At 72.9% G+C, this 17,935-nt stretch carries 19 protein-coding genes; 11 read left to right on the top strand and 8 right to left on the bottom strand.

Going from position 1 to position 17,935, the window contains the following annotated elements:
- The first annotated feature begins 67 nt into the window (after positions 1-67).
- The 3 genes from ACFYML_RS35380 (at position 68) to ACFYML_RS35370 (ending at position 3,128) form a co-directional block, all read left to right on the top strand.
- The gene (locus ACFYML_RS35380) at positions 68-961 is read left to right on the top strand and encodes a LysR family transcriptional regulator (RefSeq protein ID WP_387424796.1); all 894 of its coding nucleotides are present in this window, start codon (positions 68-70) and stop codon (positions 959-961) included.
- Between the two features lie 174 nt (positions 962-1,135).
- Positions 1,136-2,191: a MerR family transcriptional regulator gene (locus ACFYML_RS35375; protein ID WP_387424782.1), complete on the top strand. Its 1,056-nt coding sequence runs from the start codon at positions 1,136-1,138 to the stop codon at positions 2,189-2,191.
- 58 nt (positions 2,192-2,249) lie between these two features.
- Entirely contained in the window at positions 2,250-3,128 is an 879-nt protein-coding gene (locus tag ACFYML_RS35370) for an LLM class flavin-dependent oxidoreductase (RefSeq protein WP_387424781.1), read from the top strand.
- A 13-nt stretch (positions 3,129-3,141) separates the two neighbouring features.
- Here ACFYML_RS35370 and ACFYML_RS35365 read toward each other — a convergent pair whose 3' ends face one another.
- The 3 genes from ACFYML_RS35365 to ACFYML_RS35355 form a co-directional block, all read right to left on the bottom strand.
- Positions 3,142-3,576 carry an ASCH domain-containing protein gene (locus ACFYML_RS35365; protein ID WP_387271176.1) on the bottom strand — a complete coding sequence of 145 codons (435 nt, stop codon included), beginning with the start codon at positions 3,574-3,576 and terminating at the stop codon, positions 3,142-3,144.
- 107 nt (positions 3,577-3,683) lie between these two features.
- On the bottom strand, positions 3,684-4,703 hold the full coding sequence (locus ACFYML_RS35360; protein WP_387424780.1) for a hypothetical protein: 1,020 nt from the start codon (positions 4,701-4,703) through the stop codon (positions 3,684-3,686).
- Between the two features lie 49 nt (positions 4,704-4,752).
- A complete protein-coding gene (locus ACFYML_RS35355) occupies positions 4,753-5,292 on the bottom strand; it encodes a phosphoribosyltransferase (protein ID WP_387424779.1) in 540 nt (179 codons plus the stop codon).
- A gap of 206 nt (positions 5,293-5,498) precedes the next feature.
- Between ACFYML_RS35355 and ACFYML_RS35350 the strand changes: the two genes are divergently transcribed.
- From ACFYML_RS35350 to ACFYML_RS35335, 4 genes are all read left to right on the top strand, one after another.
- Positions 5,499-6,131 carry a septal ring lytic transglycosylase RlpA family protein gene (locus tag ACFYML_RS35350; protein ID WP_387424778.1) on the top strand — a complete coding sequence of 211 codons (633 nt, stop codon included), beginning with the start codon at positions 5,499-5,501 and terminating at the stop codon, positions 6,129-6,131.
- Between the two features lie 99 nt (positions 6,132-6,230).
- Positions 6,231-7,358, top strand: a complete 1,128-nt coding sequence (locus ACFYML_RS35345) for a PP2C family protein-serine/threonine phosphatase (protein ID WP_387424777.1) — start codon at positions 6,231-6,233, stop codon at positions 7,356-7,358.
- A 200-nt stretch (positions 7,359-7,558) separates the two neighbouring features.
- Complete coding sequence (locus ACFYML_RS35340; RefSeq protein WP_387424776.1) at positions 7,559-9,415, top strand: acyl-CoA dehydrogenase; 1,857 nt, start codon at positions 7,559-7,561, stop codon at positions 9,413-9,415.
- 173 nt (positions 9,416-9,588) lie between these two features.
- Positions 9,589-9,858: a DUF6458 family protein gene (locus tag ACFYML_RS35335; protein WP_073835076.1), complete on the top strand. Its 270-nt coding sequence runs from the start codon at positions 9,589-9,591 to the stop codon at positions 9,856-9,858.
- A gap of 77 nt (positions 9,859-9,935) precedes the next feature.
- Here the strand turns inward: ACFYML_RS35335 and ACFYML_RS35330 are convergent, their stop codons facing one another.
- The gene (locus tag ACFYML_RS35330; RefSeq protein ID WP_387424775.1) at positions 9,936-10,472 is read right to left on the bottom strand and encodes a SixA phosphatase family protein; all 537 of its coding nucleotides are present in this window, start codon (positions 10,470-10,472) and stop codon (positions 9,936-9,938) included.
- Between the two features lie 115 nt (positions 10,473-10,587).
- On the opposite strand from ACFYML_RS35330, the gene ACFYML_RS35325 reads away from it, so the two are divergent.
- Positions 10,588-10,875, top strand: coding sequence for a DUF6458 family protein (locus ACFYML_RS35325; RefSeq protein WP_073835074.1), 288 nt, complete (start codon positions 10,588-10,590; stop codon positions 10,873-10,875).
- A gap of 119 nt (positions 10,876-10,994) precedes the next feature.
- Here the strand turns inward: ACFYML_RS35325 and ACFYML_RS35320 are convergent, their stop codons facing one another.
- Positions 10,995-11,672 carry a hemolysin III family protein gene (locus tag ACFYML_RS35320; protein WP_387424774.1) on the bottom strand — a complete coding sequence of 226 codons (678 nt, stop codon included), beginning with the start codon at positions 11,670-11,672 and terminating at the stop codon, positions 10,995-10,997.
- A gap of 108 nt (positions 11,673-11,780) precedes the next feature.
- Here ACFYML_RS35320 and ACFYML_RS35315 point away from each other — a divergent pair, with 108 nt between their 5' ends.
- From ACFYML_RS35315 to ACFYML_RS35305, 3 genes are read left to right on the top strand one after another with little or no spacing between them, the layout of a single operon-like run.
- Positions 11,781-12,386, top strand: coding sequence for an allophanate hydrolase subunit 1 (locus tag ACFYML_RS35315; RefSeq protein WP_387424773.1), 606 nt, complete (start codon positions 11,781-11,783; stop codon positions 12,384-12,386).
- Positions 12,383-13,231 carry a biotin-dependent carboxyltransferase family protein gene (locus ACFYML_RS35310; protein WP_387424772.1) on the top strand — a complete coding sequence of 283 codons (849 nt, stop codon included), beginning with the start codon at positions 12,383-12,385 and terminating at the stop codon, positions 13,229-13,231. The genes ACFYML_RS35315 and ACFYML_RS35310 overlap by 4 nt, the downstream gene beginning before the upstream one ends.
- A complete protein-coding gene (locus tag ACFYML_RS35305; RefSeq protein ID WP_387424771.1) occupies positions 13,215-13,964 on the top strand; it encodes a LamB/YcsF family protein in 750 nt (249 codons plus the stop codon). The genes ACFYML_RS35310 and ACFYML_RS35305 overlap by 17 nt, the downstream gene beginning before the upstream one ends.
- A gap of 111 nt (positions 13,965-14,075) precedes the next feature.
- On the opposite strand, the gene ACFYML_RS35300 is transcribed toward ACFYML_RS35305, so the two are convergent.
- From ACFYML_RS35300 to ACFYML_RS35290, 3 genes are all read right to left on the bottom strand, one after another.
- Complete coding sequence (locus ACFYML_RS35300; protein WP_387424770.1) at positions 14,076-15,911, bottom strand: NHL domain-containing thioredoxin family protein; 1,836 nt, start codon at positions 15,909-15,911, stop codon at positions 14,076-14,078.
- Positions 15,912-16,336: 425 nt separating this feature from the next.
- Entirely contained in the window at positions 16,337-16,537 is a 201-nt protein-coding gene (locus tag ACFYML_RS35295) for a hypothetical protein (protein ID WP_387424769.1), read from the bottom strand.
- A gap of 1,047 nt (positions 16,538-17,584) precedes the next feature.
- Entirely contained in the window at positions 17,585-17,740 is a 156-nt protein-coding gene (locus tag ACFYML_RS35290; protein WP_387424768.1) for a hypothetical protein, read from the bottom strand.
- Positions 17,741-17,935 lie beyond the last annotated feature (195 nt).

Here is a 17,935-nt window from a genome sequence, read left to right as displayed (position 1 = left end):
ACGCCACCGCCGACCAAGCCGCGATCGGGCTACGATCGTTGACCCGGATTCAACGATGGGGGTGGGCGTGCTGGAGCGGTACGAGATCGAGACGTTCCTGACCCTGGCCGAGGAGCTGCACTTCGGGCGTACCGCCGAGCGGCTGCGGGTGACCACGGGACGGATCAGTCACGTGATCCGGAAGCTGGAACGTCGGATCGGCGCGCCACTCTTCGAGCGCACCAGCCGGGTCGTCCGGCTCACCCCGATCGGCGCCCGCCTCGCCGAGGAACTGCGCCCGCTGGTGGCCGGCATGGAGGACGCCGTCCGGCGGGCCGTCGAGGCCGGGCGTGGCCTCTCCGGCGAGCTGCGGGTGGCCTTCGTCGGCGAGTCGACCGCGCCGGTGCTGCTGCGTGCCGTCAGCCTCTTCACCGAGCGTCACCCGGAGTGCGTGGTGCACGTCCACGAGGCGCTGCTGGCCACCACCCGGTCGAGCCTGCGGGACGGCACGGTCGACGTGCTCATCGCGTCGTACCCCTTCGACGGCATGGCGAACGGCCCGGCGCTGCTCCGCGAGCAGCGGGTGTTGGCGGTGGCCGCGGACCATCCGCTGGCCGGCGAGGAGTCGGTGTCGCTGGAGGTGCTGGCCGAGCATCCGGTGGTGCAGTATCCGGCGGTGACCTCCGCCGAGTTCAAGCGGGACCGCACCCCGGAGCGCACCCCGTCCGGCCGGCCGGTGCCGAAGGGGCCGGTGGGCGACACCTTCTCCGAGATGCTGTCCCTGGTCGCGATGGGCCGGGGGGTGCTGCCGGTGGGTGCGGAGACCCGCCGCTACTATCCCCGGCCGGATCTGGCGTACGTGCCGATCCGCGACGCGCCGCCGATCCGCCGCGGTCCGGTGTGGCGGGAGAGCAACACCACGGCCCGGGTACGCGAGTTCGTCCGCGCCGCGGTCGACGCCAACCCCGCGTCCGGCGACTGACGCTGTCGGACCCGGCTGGCCGCACGCCCGGTGTGCGGCATGAGATCCGGGCGCTGGTCGAGGCGCTGACGCCGGGCGACGAGCTGGCCGAACTCACCCCTTGACCTTGCCCTTGCGGCAAGCCCGAGTGTGGTCCGTGCCGGTCGCCGGGACCGGCACGAGGAGGATGCGACCGTGGAGCTGCTGACCATCGGGGCGTTCGCCCGCGCGGCGCGGCTGACGCCGAAGGCGTTGCGGCTCTACGACGAACTGGGGCTGCTGCCGCCCGCCGCCGTCGACCCGCACTCGGGCTACCGGTACTACGCGCCGGGCCAGCTCGACCGGGCCCGGCTGATCGCTGCGCTGCGCCGGGCCGGGATGCCGCTCGCGGACATCCGGGCCGTCTGCGGCCTGCCACCCGACGCGGCGGCCGGGGCGGTCGACGCCTGGTGGCGCCGGGTCAGCGCCGACACCGCGGCCCGCGGACGCGTCGTCGCGCTCCTCGTCGACCAGCTCTCCGAGAGGGGCACCACCATGTCCGAACCCACCCTCCGGTACGCCGTCCGCTGCGAAACGGGCGCGGTCCGGGACTCCAACGAGGACACCGCGTACGCCAGTCCGACCCTGCTCGCCGTGGCGGACGGCATGCGCGGCCGGGGCGGGGCCGCCGCCAGCGCCGCCGCCGTGGACGCGCTCCGGCCGCTGGAACTCTCCGCCGCGCCGGCCGCCGAACTGCTCGCCACGCTGGCCGACGCGGTGGCTGCGGCCGACCGCACGGTACGTGCCTCCGCCACCGACGGGCACCAGCCGGGCACCACGCTCACCGCGATCCTGCGGCGCGGCTCGCAGCTCGCCCTGGTGCACGTCGGGGACACCCGGGCGTACCTGCTGCGCGGGGGCGAGCTGGTCCGGCTGACCCAGGACCACACGTACGTGCAGTCGCTGGTCGACCAGGGCCGGCTCAGCCCGGTCGAGGTCGCCGCACACCCGCAGCGGGCCCTGCTGGTGCGGGCACTGGGGACGGGTGCGCAGGTCGAGGCCGACCTGGCGTTGCGGACCGCGATTGCCGGTGACCGGTACCTGCTCTGCTCCGACGGGCTCTCGGCGGTGGTCGCCCCGGAGGCGCTGCACGCCGCGCTCGCCGGGGCGGACGGTCCGGAGACCGCCGTCGGGCGCCTGGTCGACCTCGCGTACGCAGCGGGCGCGCCGGACAATGTCGCCTGCGTGGTCGCCGACGTGGTGACGGCGTAGTACGGGCCGGGTCGGCCGGTCCGCTCGGTCCGGCCGGCCAGGCCGTACCCTGGCGATCATGCGGATTGGCATCGTGATCCTGCCGGACCAGCGCTGGTCGGAGTCCCAGCGGCGCTGGCGGCAGGCGGACGAGTGGGGCTTCGACCACGCCTGGACGTACGACCACCTGGGCTGGCGGGATCTGGTCGACGGTCCCTGGTTCGACTCGATGACCACGCTGACCGCCGCCGCGACGGTGACCTCCCGGATCCGCCTGGGCACGCTGGTCGCCTCGCCGAACTTCCGGCACCCGGCGGCGTTCGCCCGGCAGGTGACCACCGTGGACGACGTCTCCGGCGGCCGGCTGCTGCTCGGCATCGGCGCGGGCGGCATCGGGTTCGACGCCACCGTGCTCGGCGGGGAGACCCTGCCGCCCCGGCAGCGGGTCGACCGGTTCGCCGAGTTCACCGAGCTGCTGGACCTGATCCTGCGGGAGGACGGCACCAGTTGGCGGGGCGAGTGGTTCGCCGCCGTGGACGCGCGGAACCATCCCGGCTGCGTCCAGCAGCCCCGGGTGCCGTTCGTGGTCGCCGCGAACGGGCCCCGGTCGATGCGCCTGGTGGCCCGGTTCGGGCAGGGGTGGGTGACCACCGGGCTCGGCGGTGACGACCTGGAGAGCTGGTGGTCGTCGGTCGCGGACCTCGCCGGCCGGATGGACGAGGCCCTGGAGCGGGCCGGCCGGGACCTGGCCACCCTGGACCGCTACCTGTCGCTGGACTCGGCGCCGGTCTTCTCGCTCCGCAGCGCGGACTTCTTCGCCGAGCAGGTCGCGCGGGCCGGCCGATTGGGCTTCACCGACGTGGTGACGCACTGGCCCCGAGCCAGCAGTTGGTACGCCGGCGACGAGGCGGTGCTGGTGGAGGCGGCCGGCCTGCTGCCCGAACTGCGCCGGGTCTGATCCCCCCGCGGGGTCAGGTGCCCAGGTCGCCGGTGCTGATGCCGCCGTCTCCGGCGGACACCAGCCGGAACCGGATGCAGACCACCTGGGAGTCGTCGTCGACCGCGAAGCCCTCCCGGGCCCAGTAGCGGCGGTGCCCCTCCCGCCACTCCTCGATCGACCGATCACCCTCCCCTTCGGAGCGGGCGAAATCCCAGGAAACGTCGGCGAAGCGGACCACCTCCACGCCGGTGACCTCGACGAGGCCGACCAGCGCGTCGTGGTCGTCGACCAGGACCAGCCGTTCACCGACGTGCTCCAGCTCCTCGTTCTCGTCGGCGTACTCGCTGGTCAGCAGGCCGGCGGTGGCGGTCTTCACGCCGGCCAGCACGAGGGTGTTGAGGTTGGCGCGCATCTCGCCGGGCGTGCCGAGGGCGAGCGTGCGAAGTCCACCGATGCGGGGCCACATCCTGCCGAGGCTACTGGCGGCACGGCGGCCCGTCGCGGGATTTCGTCCGCCCACGCCTCGACTTCAAACTGGGGCAGGGCGGCCCTGCACGGTCGTCGCGGGCTTCGTCAGATGAGCTGACCGGCGTAGCCGGCTGCCGCGAGGACCCGGGCGTCGCCGGTCGCCGCGTGCGCGTCCAGTACCGCGTCGGCCAGCTTCACCACGTGTGCGTCGCCGTGCCGGGCCGCCCGGGCGAACACCTCCGCCGGCCCTACCGGCGTGACCGCCGGTGGGGCGGTCGGCGCCGGTGGGGCGTACACCGAGGTCACGGCGGCCGCGGCCGACCAGGCCGCGGCGACGCTCGGCGCCCAGAGCGCCGGATCCAGAGCCGGCAGGGTACGCAGCACCGCGGTCGGCGCGGTCACCGCGTGCACCAGCATCACCGGGTTGCCGTGCCCGAACCGGAGGTAGTCCAGGCCCGCCCGGTGCACCAGCTCGGTGAGGGTCCGCTCGGCCTCTGCCGGGCCGTCCGGCGGGCGCAGCGCCGCCAGCGCCCCGGGCCAGTCCGGCACCTCGGGCAGTCGGCCCAGCCGTTCCCGGATGCCGCCGCTCTGCTCGGGGATCCGGGGCACCCCGGCCAGCGCCGCCGCCACGCCGGACCGGCCGGTGAGCGGGCCGGTCCCGGGCACCGGCTGCCAGCGTGCGGCCCAGTAGCCGAGCGCCTGACCCAGCTCGGCGAGCCTTTCCCGGTTCACCCCGTCGGCGCGCAGCACCCGCACCGCGTGCCCGACCCGGATCACGCCGTGGGTGGCGCCCGCCGCGATGCCCGGCAGCAGCCGCGGCCACCAGGTGCCCAGCACCTCCCGCCAGGGGCGTTCACGCACCTCCCGGTCGAAGTGGGCGAGCCAGTCGCCGGCCCGCTTCGGGTCGCCGAGCGCGGCCCGCCAGTCGTCGATCGGCCGCAGTCCGCGGGGCCGCTCGTCCAGCTGGCGCAGGTAGTCGTCCAGCCAGCGGTGCACCCGCGCGCCGTGCCCGTGCCGGACCATCGCCTCGACCGCCATCGGGCCGTGGTTGGAGAGCCAGCCCTCGAACTCCGGGCCGGTGCGGTGCAGCCGTTGGTACGCCTCGTCCAGGATGCCGTCGTCCATGTGGCGATCCTCGATGTTCAACCGTGCTTGAGGTCAATACCGCCGTCGCTCAGGGTAGCTGGTCCGGGCTGAGCAGCGTACGCAGCCGGAGCCGCTCGATCACCTGCGGCGGGCAGGTCGCCACGACCGCGGCGACGCCGACCGGCTCCGCCCCGCTGTCCCGGACCACCCGCTGGAGCGCGTCGAGCTGGGCGCCGGTGGCCACCCAGTCGTCGACGAGCAGCACCCGGTCGCCGGGGCCGAGCCGGCGCGCGTCCACGCCGATCCGCAGTCGCCGGCCCCGGTAGTCCGGTGGCGTCTCGGCCCAGCGCATCGGGCCGACCCGCCGCCGCCCACCGTCCTGCTTGTACGCCGGCAGGAAGCCGGCGCCGGCGGCCACCGCCACCAGCGGGCCGAGCAGCAGCCCGGTCACCTCGGGGGCGATCACGACGGTGGGCCGGGCGTCCGGGAACAGGCCGGCCAGGGCCGGTCCGATGCCGGCCAGCACCACCGGATCCCGCCACCAGCCGGAGATGTCGCTGACCAGGTGACTGCTGTCCGGACCGGGGTCGACCCAGCGGAACAGCTCGACGAGGCGGTGGCTCAGCACGCCTCCTATCCTCGGGCACCGACGCCAGCCGATGCGGCATCGGCCCCGGCCAGCGGCCCTTCCTCCGTTCGGATGAGGAATGTTCACACGAGTGGATAGACGTATCGGGGTAAATCCGGGCATAGCACCATGATCACGTTGACTTCGGAAGTACTTCTCTCGTTACGGTCCGAGCCGGTTTGCTCCGCTGACGAAAGGACCGCGCGGTGGCTGGTAGGCACCTCCGTACCCGCAAGTTCTCCTCGCCCGCCGGCATCGCCGCCACCGCGGCCGTCGGCGTGCTGCTCGCCGTCGGCGGCACCGTCGGCGCGGTGCGGCTCACCTCGGGCGAACCCGCGGCCGGGCCCGCCGTCGCCGAGGCCCTGCCCACCGTCGTCCCCACCTCGGCGGCCTCGTCCGCCTCGCCGAGTGCCTCCGTGTCGCCGAGCCTCAGCCCGTCGCCGAAGGCCACCCCCAGCCCGAAGGCGACCCGTACCAAGGCGGCCTCCCGGAGCCTGACCCGGACCGCGAGCCCGAAGCCCACCGCGAAGCAGACCACCCCCGCGCCGAAGGTGGTCGACAGCGGCTCCTGCGGAGCGTCCTTCTACGACGAGGGCCAGATGACCGCGAACGGGGAGACGTTCAACCCGAACGCCATGACCGCCGCGCACAAGACCCTGCCGTTCGACACCAAGGTGCGGGTGACCAACCCGGCCAACGGCAAGTCCGTGGTCGTCCGGATCAACGACCGCGGCCCGTTCATCGCCGGCCGGTGCCTGGACCTGTCCCGCGCGGCCTTCGCGGCCATCGCCTCGACCGACCTCGGCGAGGTGACCGTCCGGTACGAGGTCCTCGGCTGACCGGTGACCGACGGCGATCGTGCCGCCGGAGCGGTCCGGCCGGGCAGAATACCGTCGGACGACGGGTCAGGTTCATTCACCCGTTCACCTCCATCAGGCATGCTGTCCGATGTACGCACGCAACCCTTCCAGTCGGGCCCCCGCCCGCTGAGCCCCGGATCCCGCGCCGGCCTCGGCGCGGCCCTCGGGCTGCTCGCAATCGTCTCCGCCGTCGAACTGGCGGACGGCCGGACTGCGCACTTCCTCGCGCTGATGGCCGCCGCCCCGTTCCTCGCCGCCGCGCTGGCTTCCTGGCGGGTGGTGCTCGGTGCGGGTGTCCTCGGCACGGCGATCGGGGGGTCCTTCGCCCTCGCCGATCCGGCCATGTCCCTGGTCACGGCGGTCAACGTCGCGGGCATCGCGCTGGCCACCGCGATCGCCACCGCCGTGGCGGCGGCCCGCCAGCGCCAGTCGGAGCGGATCGCCGAGCTGTCCCGGCTCGCCTCGGTCGCGCAGCAGGCGGTGCTCCGGCCGCTCGGTCCGCAGGTGGGCACCCTCGCGGTCGCCGCCCGGTACATCTCCTCCACGGCCACCGCGGTGATCGGTGGCGACCTGTACGAGGTGATGGACACCCCGTACGGCGTCCGCATGATCATCGGCGACGTACGTGGCAAGGGGCTGGACGCGGTCCGGCTGGCCAGCATCGTCCTCGGCTCCTACCGGCACGTGGCGTACGAGCGGGCGGACCTGCGCGCCGTGGTGACCGATCTGGACCGGGCGGTGGCCCGCAACGTGGGCGACGAGGACTTCGTCACCGCCGCGCTGGTCGAGGAGCGGGGCGGCACGCTCACCATCGTCAACTGTGGACATCCGCCACCGCTGCTGCTGCGCGGAGGTGCGGTGATCCCGCTCGAACCCCCCGCGCCCGCGCCCCCGCTCGGCTTCATGCCGGTGGTCCGGCCCCGGGTGGAACGGCTCGAACCGGGCGACCGGCTGCTGCTCTTCACCGACGGGCTGGGCGAGGCCCGCCGGGACGGCGAATTCTTCCCGACCGCCGACCGGGCGTGGCGGCTGCTCGGCCACGGCACGGTGGCCGACGGCCTGGCCTCGCTGGAGACCGCCCTGGTCGAGTGGGTGCACGGCCGGCTCGACGACGACATCGCGCTGGTCCTGATGGAATACGCCGGCCCGGCCACCGGCGCGAAGGCGCCCGTGCCGAGCTGGGAGGTCGGCGCGGCGGAGAGCTGACGGTCCAGCGAGCGCGTCCTTCGCTGGCCGACGGGCTGCTCGTGCTGGTCGCGGCCGCACTGCTGCGCGAGTGGCCGCAGGCTGAACCGGGCGTGTGTAATCGCCGTCACTTCGGTGATCGGCTTGTCGCTGGCTACCGGTGAGTAATAGAGTCTCAGTTACTGATCGGTAATATCTGTCCGGAAGCGGGGCCAGCGAGCATGACCCACTACAAGAGCAACCTTCGGGACCTCGAGTTCAACCTGTTCGAGGTCTTCGGGGCGGACCGGACGTTCGGCCAGGAGCCGTACACGGACCTGGACGTCGACACCGCCCGCAGCTTCCTCTCCGAGGTCGACCGCCTGGCCCGCGAGGACCTGGCTGCCAGCTACACGGACAGTGACCGCAAGCCGCCGGTCTTCGACCCCGCGACGCACACCGCGGCGCTGCCGGAGTCGTTCAAGAAGTCGTACCAGGCGTTCATGGACTCGGAGTTCTGGCGCCTGGACCTCCCCGAGGCCCTCGGCGGCACCAACGCCCCGCGCGCGCTCTGGTGGTCGCTCGCCGAGCTGGTGCTCGGCGCCAACGCCCCGATCTGGATGTACGCCTCCGGCCCGTCCTTCGCGCACGTGCTGCACGTCGAGGGCACCGAGCGGCAGCGGAAGTGGGCCAGGCTCTTCATCGAGAAGCAGTGGGGCTCGACCATGGTGCTCACCGAGCCGGACGCCGGCTCGGACGTGGGGGCGGGTCGCACCCGGGCCATCCCGCAGCCGGACGGCTCGTGGCACATCGAGGGCGTCAAGCGCTTCATCACCTCGGGTGAGCACGACCTCTCCGACAACATCGTCCACTACGTGCTGGCCCGCCCGGTCGGCGTGGCGGGCGTCGGCGGCCCCGGCACCAAGGGCCTCTCGCTCTTCGTCGTGCCGAAGTACCACTTCGACGAGGAGACCGGCGAGCTGGGCGAGCGCAACGGCGTCTTCGCCACCAACGTCGAGCACAAGATGGGCCTGAAGGTCTCCAACACCTGCGAGATGACCTTCGGCGAGCACGGCGTTCCGGCCAAGGGCTGGCTGCTGGGCGACAAGCACGACGGCATCCGGCAGATGTTCATGATCATCGAGTACGCGCGGATGATGGTCGGCACCAAGGCGATCGCCACCCTCTCCACCGGCTACCTGAACGCGCTGGAGTACGCCAAGAACCGGGTGCAGGGCGCCGACCTGACCCGGTCGACCGACAAGACCGCCCCGCGGGTGACCATCACCCAGCACCCGGACGTGCGTCGCTCGCTGCTGCTGCAGAAGTCGTACGCCGAGGGCCTGCGGGCGCTGGTCTGCTACACGGCCGGCTGGCAGGACAAGGTCGCGATCGCCGAGGCGGCCGGCGACGAGCAGGCCACCAAGCTGGCCAAGCGGGTCAACGACCTGCTCCTGCCGCTGGTCAAGGGCGTCGGCTCGGAGCGGGCGTACGAGCTGCTCGGGCACGAGTCGCTGCAGACCTTCGGTGGCTCGGGCTTCCTCCAGGACTACCCACTGGAGCAGTACGTCCGGGACGCCAAGATCGACACCCTCTACGAGGGCACCACGGCGATCCAGAGCCTCGACCTGATCTTCCGGAAGATCGTCCGGGACAACGGCAAGGCCCTGCTGGCGGTCGCCGGTGAGATCCAGGAGTTCATCACCTCCGAGGCCGGCAACGGCCAGCTCAAGGAGGAGCGGCAGGCGCTCGGCAAGGCGCTCGCCGAGATCCAGAACATCCTCGGCGTGCTGACCGGCTGGCTGGGCGAGGCCCAGGGCGGCGACGCGCGGGCCCTCTACAAGGTCGGCCTGAGCAGCCGTCGGTTCCTGCTGGCGATCGGCGACCTGGTGGTCGGCTGGCTGCTGCAGAAGCAGGCCGACGTGGCCTTGAAGGCGCTCGGTGGCGAGGTCTCCGCCGCCGACAAGGCGTTCTACACCGGCAAGGTGGCCGCCGCCCGGTTCTTCGCCCGCGAGGTGCTGCCCCGCATCGGCGCCGACCGGCGGATCATCGAGGGCGCCGACCTGGAGATCATGGACCTCCCGGAGGAGGCGTTCTGATCCCTCGTGGGGTGATCCGACCGGTTCGACGACGGCGGCCGGTGAGCGGACAGCTCGCCGGCCGCCGCCGTTTGTTTCGCCGCCCGGCCGGTAGGCCGGCCGCCTGACGGGTAACCATCGCGGACCACGACAGGACACGCCCAAGAGCCATCGCACGGGGGAGTGCAGCGCACATGGGCATTGGAAGCGGAATCTTTCTCATCGCCGTCGGCGCGATCCTGACCTTCGCCATCCGGGCCAACGTCTGGTGGATCGACCTGCGTGCGGTCGGTTGGGTGCTGATCCTGGCCGGGCTGGCCGTCCTGCTCACCACGCTCTGGTTCTGGCAGGACCGGCGCAAGCGGGCCCGCACGCTGATCGTGGAGGAGAACCGGCTCTCCCACCCGACCGCGATGATGCCCCCGCCACCCGATCCGCCGCCGCCCACGGCGCCACCGTCCTGACCTTGGGCCTGCGGAACCAGTGCGGAGAGGGGCCCCTTCTTCATCCGAGGCGTGAAGAAGGGGTCCTTCGCTGCGCCTCAACCGCGGGCGGTGTGGCGGGTGGTGATAGGTGCGCCGCCCGGTCCCAGGTTCGTCCAGCTGGTGGTCGGGCGGTGCGCCACCAGGTCGGTGGTACGCAGCCCGTCCGGATCCGCCCGCTCCGGGTCGAGGAGTGCCGACAGCAGCGAGATGCCCGGGTTGTGGGCGATCAGCATGACTGTGCCGGTCTCCGGCGGGACCGCCCGGACCAGGGTCAGCAGATCCTCCGGCTGCCCCTCGTACGCGGTCGCCGCGTAGCGCACCACCGGCGACGGGCCGGCCGGTCCGCCCTCCGGCGGGGAGCCCGTCATGCCCAGCGCCACCCCGTGCCAGGTCTGGCGGGTACGCCGGGCCGTGGAGCAGATCACCACGTCGGGAAGGAGGGCGTGCCGGGCCAGCCAGGCTCCGGCCGCCGCGGCGTCGGCGTGCCCCCGCGCGGTCAGCGGGCGCTCCGCGTCCGGGACGTCCTGGGACTGTTCGGCCTTGGCGTGCCGGAGCAGCACCAACGTGCGCTCCTGGTTCCTGCCCTCCGTCATGCGCTCAGCTTGCCTGATTCGCGATCGGACCGCCTGGGTAAGTCGATGGGTGCCGCTACCTCAGCCATGGCCGCGGCGGTAGGAAACGCCAGCAGAACGCCAAGGAGGCGACGTCATGGGCATCGGTGCCAGCATCTTCCTCATCGCGCTGGGCGCGATCTTCGCGTTCGCCATCGACGCCAACCTGGGATGGCTCAACCTGAACGTCGTGGGCTGGGTGCTCATGCTCGCCGGTGTCGTCGGGCTGCTCATCACGCTCTACTTCTGGAACAACCGCCGCCGTACGGTGGTCGCCCGGCCGGTGCGCGAGCGGGTTGTCGCCGAGCCCGTCGTGCCGGTGCAGGACGACCGGGTCGTGCGGGAGGAGTACCGCGAGGTGCGCCGCCCGGGCTACCCGGCCTGAGCCGTTCCGAGACCGTCGAGGGCTCCGCGCCGCGCCGGTGCGGGGCCCTCGCACGTTTCCGGGGTCGCCCGGAGCGGCCTGTGCTGGTGTCGGATCCGCCGGCGGCCGGGCCACCGCGCTCAGGCGAACAGGGCAAAGTAGATCGCGATGTGGTGGCAGATCGCGGCGACCAGGGTGCAGGCGTGGAAGAACTCGTGGTGGCCGAAGACGGTCGGCCACGGGTTCGGCCGGCGCAGGGCGTAGAAGACCGCGCCGACGCTGTAGATGGCGCCGCCGACGATCAGCAGCACCAGGGCGGTGATCCCGCCGGCGTGCAGAATCTGCGGCAGCATCACCACCGCGACCCAACCGAGCGCGAGGTAGAGCGGCGCGGAGACCCAGCGCGGGGCGTGCGGCCAGATCATCTTGACCGCCACCCCGAACAGCGCTCCGCCCCACACCAGGGCGAGCATGATCTCGGCCGGACGTCGGTCGAGCAACAGCGCGCAGAACGGGGTGTACGTGCCGGCGATGAACACGAAGATCATCGAGTGGTCCATCCGGCGCATGATCTGGTAGCCGCGCTCGGACCACACTCGCCGGTGGTAGAGGGCGCTGGTGCCGAAGAGGCCGCACACCGTCAGGCTGTAGACAAGGCAGCTCACCAGGGGTGCCCAGCCGGGACGGGCGGCCGCGATGGAGCAGAGCACGATGCCGCAGACGAGCGCGACGAAGAACGCGTAGGTGTGCAGCCAGCCGCGCATCCGGGGTTTACCGATGTCGACCGGCTTGAGCCGAAGCGGTGCGGAGGTGGTCACGCCAAATAGGTTACGGCACCGTAGGTTACCTGCAAGTAGTGCGTACCGTCCCGCCTCCTGAACGGCCGGCGGGACCCGGGTGGACGGATGATCCGCGAGGATGGCGGGATGCGGATCAGACCCGTCGGCGCACACGCGCTGCTGCTCGACTGCGACGACCCCGACCAGGTCCAGGCGTGGCGGGCCGAGCTGTGGCGCCGGCGGGCGGCAGGTCAACTCAGCGCCGTCGAGATCGTCCCCGCGGCGGCCACGGTGCTGCTCGACGGCGTACCGGACCCGCAGGCGGCCGCCGCGCGGATCGCCGGGTGGACCCCTCGGGCCGACGCCGTCCCGGCCGCCGCCGCCGAGGTCGAGGTCCCCACGGTGTACGACGGGGCCGACCTGCCCACCGTCGCCGGGCACTGGGGCGTCGACGTGCCCGCCGTGGTGGACCGGCTACGGCGTACCGACTTCCGGGTGGCGTTCTGCGGGTTCGTGCCCGGGTTCGCGTACCTGACCGGGCTGCCGGCGGAACTGGCCGTGCCCCGGCTGGCCACCCCGCGTACCCGGGTGCCGGCCGGGTCGATCGCGCTGGCCGGCCCGTACGCCGGGATCTACCCGACCGCCTCGCCCGGCGGCTGGCTGCTGGTCGGGCGGACCGACCTGGTGCTCTTCGACGTGCACGCCGACCCGCCGGCCCGGCTCACCCCCGGCACCCGGGTCCGGCTCGCATGATCGAGGTGCTTCGGGCCGGTGCCCTCACCACCGTGCAGGACCAGGGCCGGCCCGGGTACGCCCACCTCGGCGTCCCGCGCTCCGGCGCGCTCGACCCGGCCGCGCTGCGCCTGGCCAACCGGCTCGTCGGCAACCCGGAGAACGCCGCCGGACTGGAGATCACCCTGACCGGCTGCGCGCTCCGCGTCACCCGGGCCGTCACCGTGGCGCTCACCGGCGCCGAGGTGGGCGTCCACGCCGACCGGAGGGCGGGCGACCTGGGCCGACCGCTGTCCCTGCCCGCCGGGGCGGTGCTGCGGATCGGTCCCGCCCGCGCCGGGCTGCGTACCTGGCTGGCCGTGTCCGGCGGGATCGACGTGCCGCCGGTGCTGGGTAGCCGCGCCACCGACACGCTCTCCGGCCTCGGCCCGCCCCCGGTACGCGACGGCGACCGGCTGCCCCTCGGCCGGCCCGCCGGCCACCCCGCCCCGGTGGACGTCATCGCCGGCCCGCCCCTCCCCGACGAGGTGCGGCTGGCCGTCCGCCCCGGCCCGCGGCACGACTGGTTCACCCCGGCCGCCCTCGACCTGCTGTTCACCACCCCGTACGCGATCAGCCCGGCGAGCAACCGGGTCGGCGCGCGACTGATCGGCGCGGCGCTGCCCCGCGCGGTGCCCGGCGAGCTGCCCAGCGAGGGCCTCGTCCTCGGCGCGGTGCAGGTGCCGCCCGACGGCCAACCCCTGATCTTCCTGGCCGACCACCCGACCACCGGCGGCTACCCGGTGATCGGGGTGGTGGACGACGTGACGCCGCTCGCACAGGCCCGACCAGGGACTACGGTGACGTTCCATGGACCTCAACGCTGACCTCGGCGAGGGATTCGGCATCTGGCGGCTCGGTGACGACGAGGCGCTGCTGGACCTGGTCACCTCCGCCAACGTCGCCTGCGGCTTCCACGGCGGCGACCCGTCCACGATGCACCGGGTCTGCGCCGGCGCCGCCGACCGCGGGGTCGCGGTCGGCGCCCAGGTCGGCTACCGGGACCTCGCCGGCTTCGGCCGACGGCACATCGCGTACGACTTCGCCGAGCTGCACGACGAGACGATCTACCAGCTCGGCGCGCTGGACGCCTTCTGCAAGCTGTTCCGCACCCGGGTGCGCTACCTCAAGCCGCACGGCGCGCTCTATCACGCGGCGGCCTGTGACGAGGCGCAGGCGGCCGCGCTGGTCGCCGCCGTCAGCCGGTACGACCACGAGCTGCCGCTGCTCTGCCCGCCCGGTTCGGTGCTCGCCCAGCTCGCCGTCGGCGCGGGCCTGCGCGTGGTGGCCGAGGGTTTCGCCGACCGCAACTACCTGCCCAACGGCTCACTGGTGCCCCGGACCGCCGGCAACGCGCTGGTCAGCGACCCGGAGCAGGTGGCCGCCCGGGCGGTCCGGATGGCCACCGAGCGGACCGTGGTCGCGGTCGACGGCAGCGTCGTCCCGTGTGTGGTCGAGTCGATCTGCCTGCACGGGGACACCCCGGGCGCGGTGCGCTGCGCCGAGCTGGTCCGGGCCGCCCTCATCGACGCCGGGGTGCCCCTCCGCCCGTTCGCCTGACCCCGTCGCCGGTCACCCGCGTCAAGATTCGCGCAACTCAAGGGAGAGGGTCCCCTCAGCGCGCGAGGAGGCAACCCAGTTTCCGGGAAGCTGCGCGGATCTTGAGCGCGGTCAGGCCTCGTCGAGGCCGCGGAGGATCAGCGGGAGGCGGGTGGTGCCGCCGTCGACCACCCGCACCGGTACGCCCCAGTCCTGCCGGGTCAGGTGGCAGGCCGCGTGCTCGACGTCCGCGTCGCAGGTGGCCGCCTGGGCGGTCACCTGGAGCACGCCCTGTGCGACGGCACCGTTCAGCACCAGCCGGCGGGACAGGTCGCTGGTCGTCCCGGCCCCCTCGACCAGCAGCTCCGGCGGGGAGGCCGACACCACCAGCCGGGTCGACGGGCCGTACGTCTCGTCCAGCTTCTGCCCCGGCGCGGGCGTGAAGATCACGTCGAGGGTCAGCTCGCCGGCCGCCACGTCGGTGGGCTTGCGCTCCAGCTTGTGCCGGGGGCCGTCCACGGTGTTCGCGCCGGCCGCGGTGAGCGCCCCCGGGGCCAACCGGGTCAGCCGGTGCGCGGCCGACTCGACCACCAGCACCTCGCCCTCGGCGGTGAGCACCACGTCGCTCGGCTCGGCCAGCCCGTCCGCCACCGTGGCGACCTGCTCGGTCTCCGGGTCGAAGCGGCGCAGCGCGCCGTTGTACGTGTCGGCGATCAGCACCGAACCGTCGGGCAGCGCGCACACCCCCAGTGGATGCTGGAGCAGCGCCCGCTCGGCCGGGCCGTCGACGTGGCCGAAGTCGAAGAGTCCCTGCCCGACAGAGGTGTGCATCACCCCGTTCTCGACGTAGCGGACGGCGCTGGTCTCGCTGTCGGCGATCCACAGCCGGGTGCCGTCCGCCGAGATCGAGAGGCCGGAGGGCTGGGCCATCCAGACGTCCGGCAGCGGACCGTCGCGCAGCGCCTCGACGGTGGTCCCGGCGTACACGCCGGCGGTTCGCTTGATCGGGTCGAACCACCAGAGCTGGTGGATGCCGGCCATGGCGATGACGACCTTGTCGTCGAACCAGGCGACGTCCCAGGGCGAGGAGAGGTCGACCGAGAGTGCGTCGTGGGCGTGGTCGTCGACTGTCGAGCGCCACTGCCGCCCGGTGCCGGCGACCGTGACCACCTCTCCGGTGGCCAGCTTCACGCCGCGCAGCAGGTGGTTGACGGTGTCCGCGACGACCAGGTCATATCCGGCCACCTCGGCCACGTGCCCGGGAAGCAGGCAGAGCCCCTGCGGCTCGGAGAAGGTGGCACTCTCCGCCGGGCCGTCGTCGGCTCCCCGCGGACCCGAACCGATCCGGCGGAGCACCTTCTCGCCGTCCGGGGCCAGCTCGACCAGGGAGTGCCGGGCCGAGTCGGAGACCAGCAGGTTGCCGCCGTCGAGCACGACGGCCTTGCCGGGGAAGCGCAGTGTCGTCTCCGGCTCGGCCGGCGGCACGTACGGGCCCTCGCCCCGGTGCAGGGTGCCCTTGGCCTCGTGGGTGGCGATCAGCTCGTCGATCAGCCGGGCCAGCCCCTTGGCGTGCCCCTCGCCGGCCATGGTGGCCACCACGTACCCCTCGGGGTCGACCACCGAGAGCGTCGGCCAGGCCTTGGCCGCGTACTGCTGCCACATGTCCAGCTCGGGGTCGTCGAGCACCGGGTGGTGCACGCCGTACCGCTCGACGGCCGCCGCGAGCGCCGCCGGGTCCTTCTCGTGCTCGAACTTCGGCGAGTGCACGCCGATCACGACCAGGATGTCGCCGTACTTCTCCTCGAGCGGGCGCAGCTCGTCGAGCACGTGCAGGCAGTTGATGCAGCAGAAGGTCCAGAAATCTAGGACGGTTATACGACCTCGAAGGTCAGCCAAACGGAGGACCTTCCCGCCCGTGTTCAGCCAAGCCCGACCCCGCAACTCGGGGGCGCGTACGCGTGCGCTCATGACCCCATCGTGCCGCACTATCGGTCCCCAACCCGCCCGACGGGGCGGCGGGAGAGGCGTACGCGACACCGCCTCGCCGAAGGCCAATACGGCGGACGCCGTCCGATAGCGGCCGTCTCGCAGGCGGTAGACCTCCGGAGGCCCGACAGGGCGCGACAGGTCGCCGACCGCGACTAGCGCCGTGTGGTCGCGATTGCGGCGCGGCTCGTCGTGCTCAACGCGGCGGACGGTTACGGCCGTGAGGCTGGCCCGGACCACGACCGCCGGATAGGCGTCGTCGCCGACGACGATCGTCGCGGGTGAGCCAACGGCAGGGCCAAGGCTCTGGGGCGCGGGGATCTGGACGGCGAGGGGCATACGCGACAACGTAGCCGTGGGCGGCGACAGATGTGGGCCAGCGCCTCGCCGAGATGGCGGCCGAGGCTCTAGTCCGAACTCTCCTCAGCGAGGTCCGGGCGGTGCTCCCTGATCCATCGCTCGACGTCGCTCCGCCGCCATATCTGGCCCATCTTCAGGACTTGGTATGGCGGCGGGAAGTCGCGCCGAGAGGCGATCACGCCGGCACGCGCCCGCGACACGCCGCCGAGCATGTCACGGATTTCGGCGATGCCGACGAACTCGACCATAGGACCGACGGTAGGTAACGGCGGTCGTCCGACAACCGCGAACGTCGATCGTGGTTGACGGTCGCTAACGGCGAGCGCACGATGAGGGAATGCGCCTACGCCGAGCTACGAACCCGATACCGTCTGACTTGGTTCATCGCCGCCGACGCTGGTCCCGGCGCTGCGTCTGCGGGCTGCGCTGGCGGACCTGTCCGCACCGCCACTACACGCCGCAGCCAGCCGAGCCAGCGCCGCGCCCGGCCTGGGCGGACGCGCCGACGGACGTCTACCCGCAGCCCGGCCGCGCGGGGTGGCTGACGCCCGCCCAGGCGTACCGGGCCAACGCGGGGCGGCACTGGTGAGCGCCCACCGGCCGCAGCGCCCGGCGTGGGACTGCGCGGCGTGTAAAACAGCCCTACCCATGCCCGCCAGCGCGGGCGACACTCGCGGCCGGGGACCCGTGGGCGACCCAGGTCTACCTAGCGGGACTGTTCGTGGCCGCCGTGAACGACCTCCCGGCGGTGCCGGTGGTCGACCTGTACGCGCGGTTCCTGCTCGCAGTGCCCGTGCGCCGGTCGAGAGGCGATCGCGGACGGGCCCGGGCATAGGGCCCGGGGCCGACGGCCATGCGGCGGCGTCCGTTTGCGTCCCATCGATACAGTGCTTTGCGGGGTAGGAACCACCTCCCGCCGTGACCCCAGGCGGCGGAACGGCAGCTAGCGCCGGACCGGGTTCGTCAATTCCCTGATGGGAGGCGGCGGCCAAGGAGGATCCGAAATGCGCTCTGCGCGCAAACCGACGGTGCGGCGACGGGAAAGGGCAGGGGAAGGTCAGGTTCTTACGAGAGTCAGCGGGGTCGGACGAGTCATTGAGACTGCGCTGCGGATCGCGTACCTGATTCTGCTCATCGCCGGTCACTGGCACTGAGGTTCGGTCGAGGACACAGGTCGGTCCTCTACCCGTGACGGGGGCTCCAATGTCCGACGGGAGCCCCCGTCACCTAAACGACGAAAGCCCCCGCAGCCGGGCGCGATCCGGTGGCGGGGGCTTCGTTTGCGCGGGCGCGGGTCAGGCGCGGCGACGCCGGCCCGGGAACGGCCGACAGGCCGTGCGGCGGACGGGCGCGGGGTGCGGCTCGCCCAGTTCGTCGGCGACGAAGGCCGCCAGGGCGTTAATCAGGTCGGCGGGCCAACGGGGCGGGTCGTCTCCTTTGTGGGCGCTCATGCGCCGGAGGATACGGCCGTACGCCCCGCCCCGGGCGCGGACCGAGGCGGGGCGTTCTACTTGAACAGGGCGATGATCGCGGCGACGGCGGCGACGAACGCTAGCCTCGGCCTTTCACGGCGATCGTGATCTTGGATGGGTGGTGAGTCGGTAGATATGGCGAAGTGCCTGCCACGTAAGGAAAACTGCCCGGTG

The sequence above is a fragment of the Micromonospora sp. NPDC007230 genome (genome assembly GCF_042869115.1).
Taxonomy (GTDB): Bacteria; Actinomycetota; Actinomycetes; order Mycobacteriales; family Micromonosporaceae; genus Micromonospora.
Note: the sequence above shows the minus strand (reverse complement) of the source record. Positions and strands in the feature narration are given on the sequence as shown.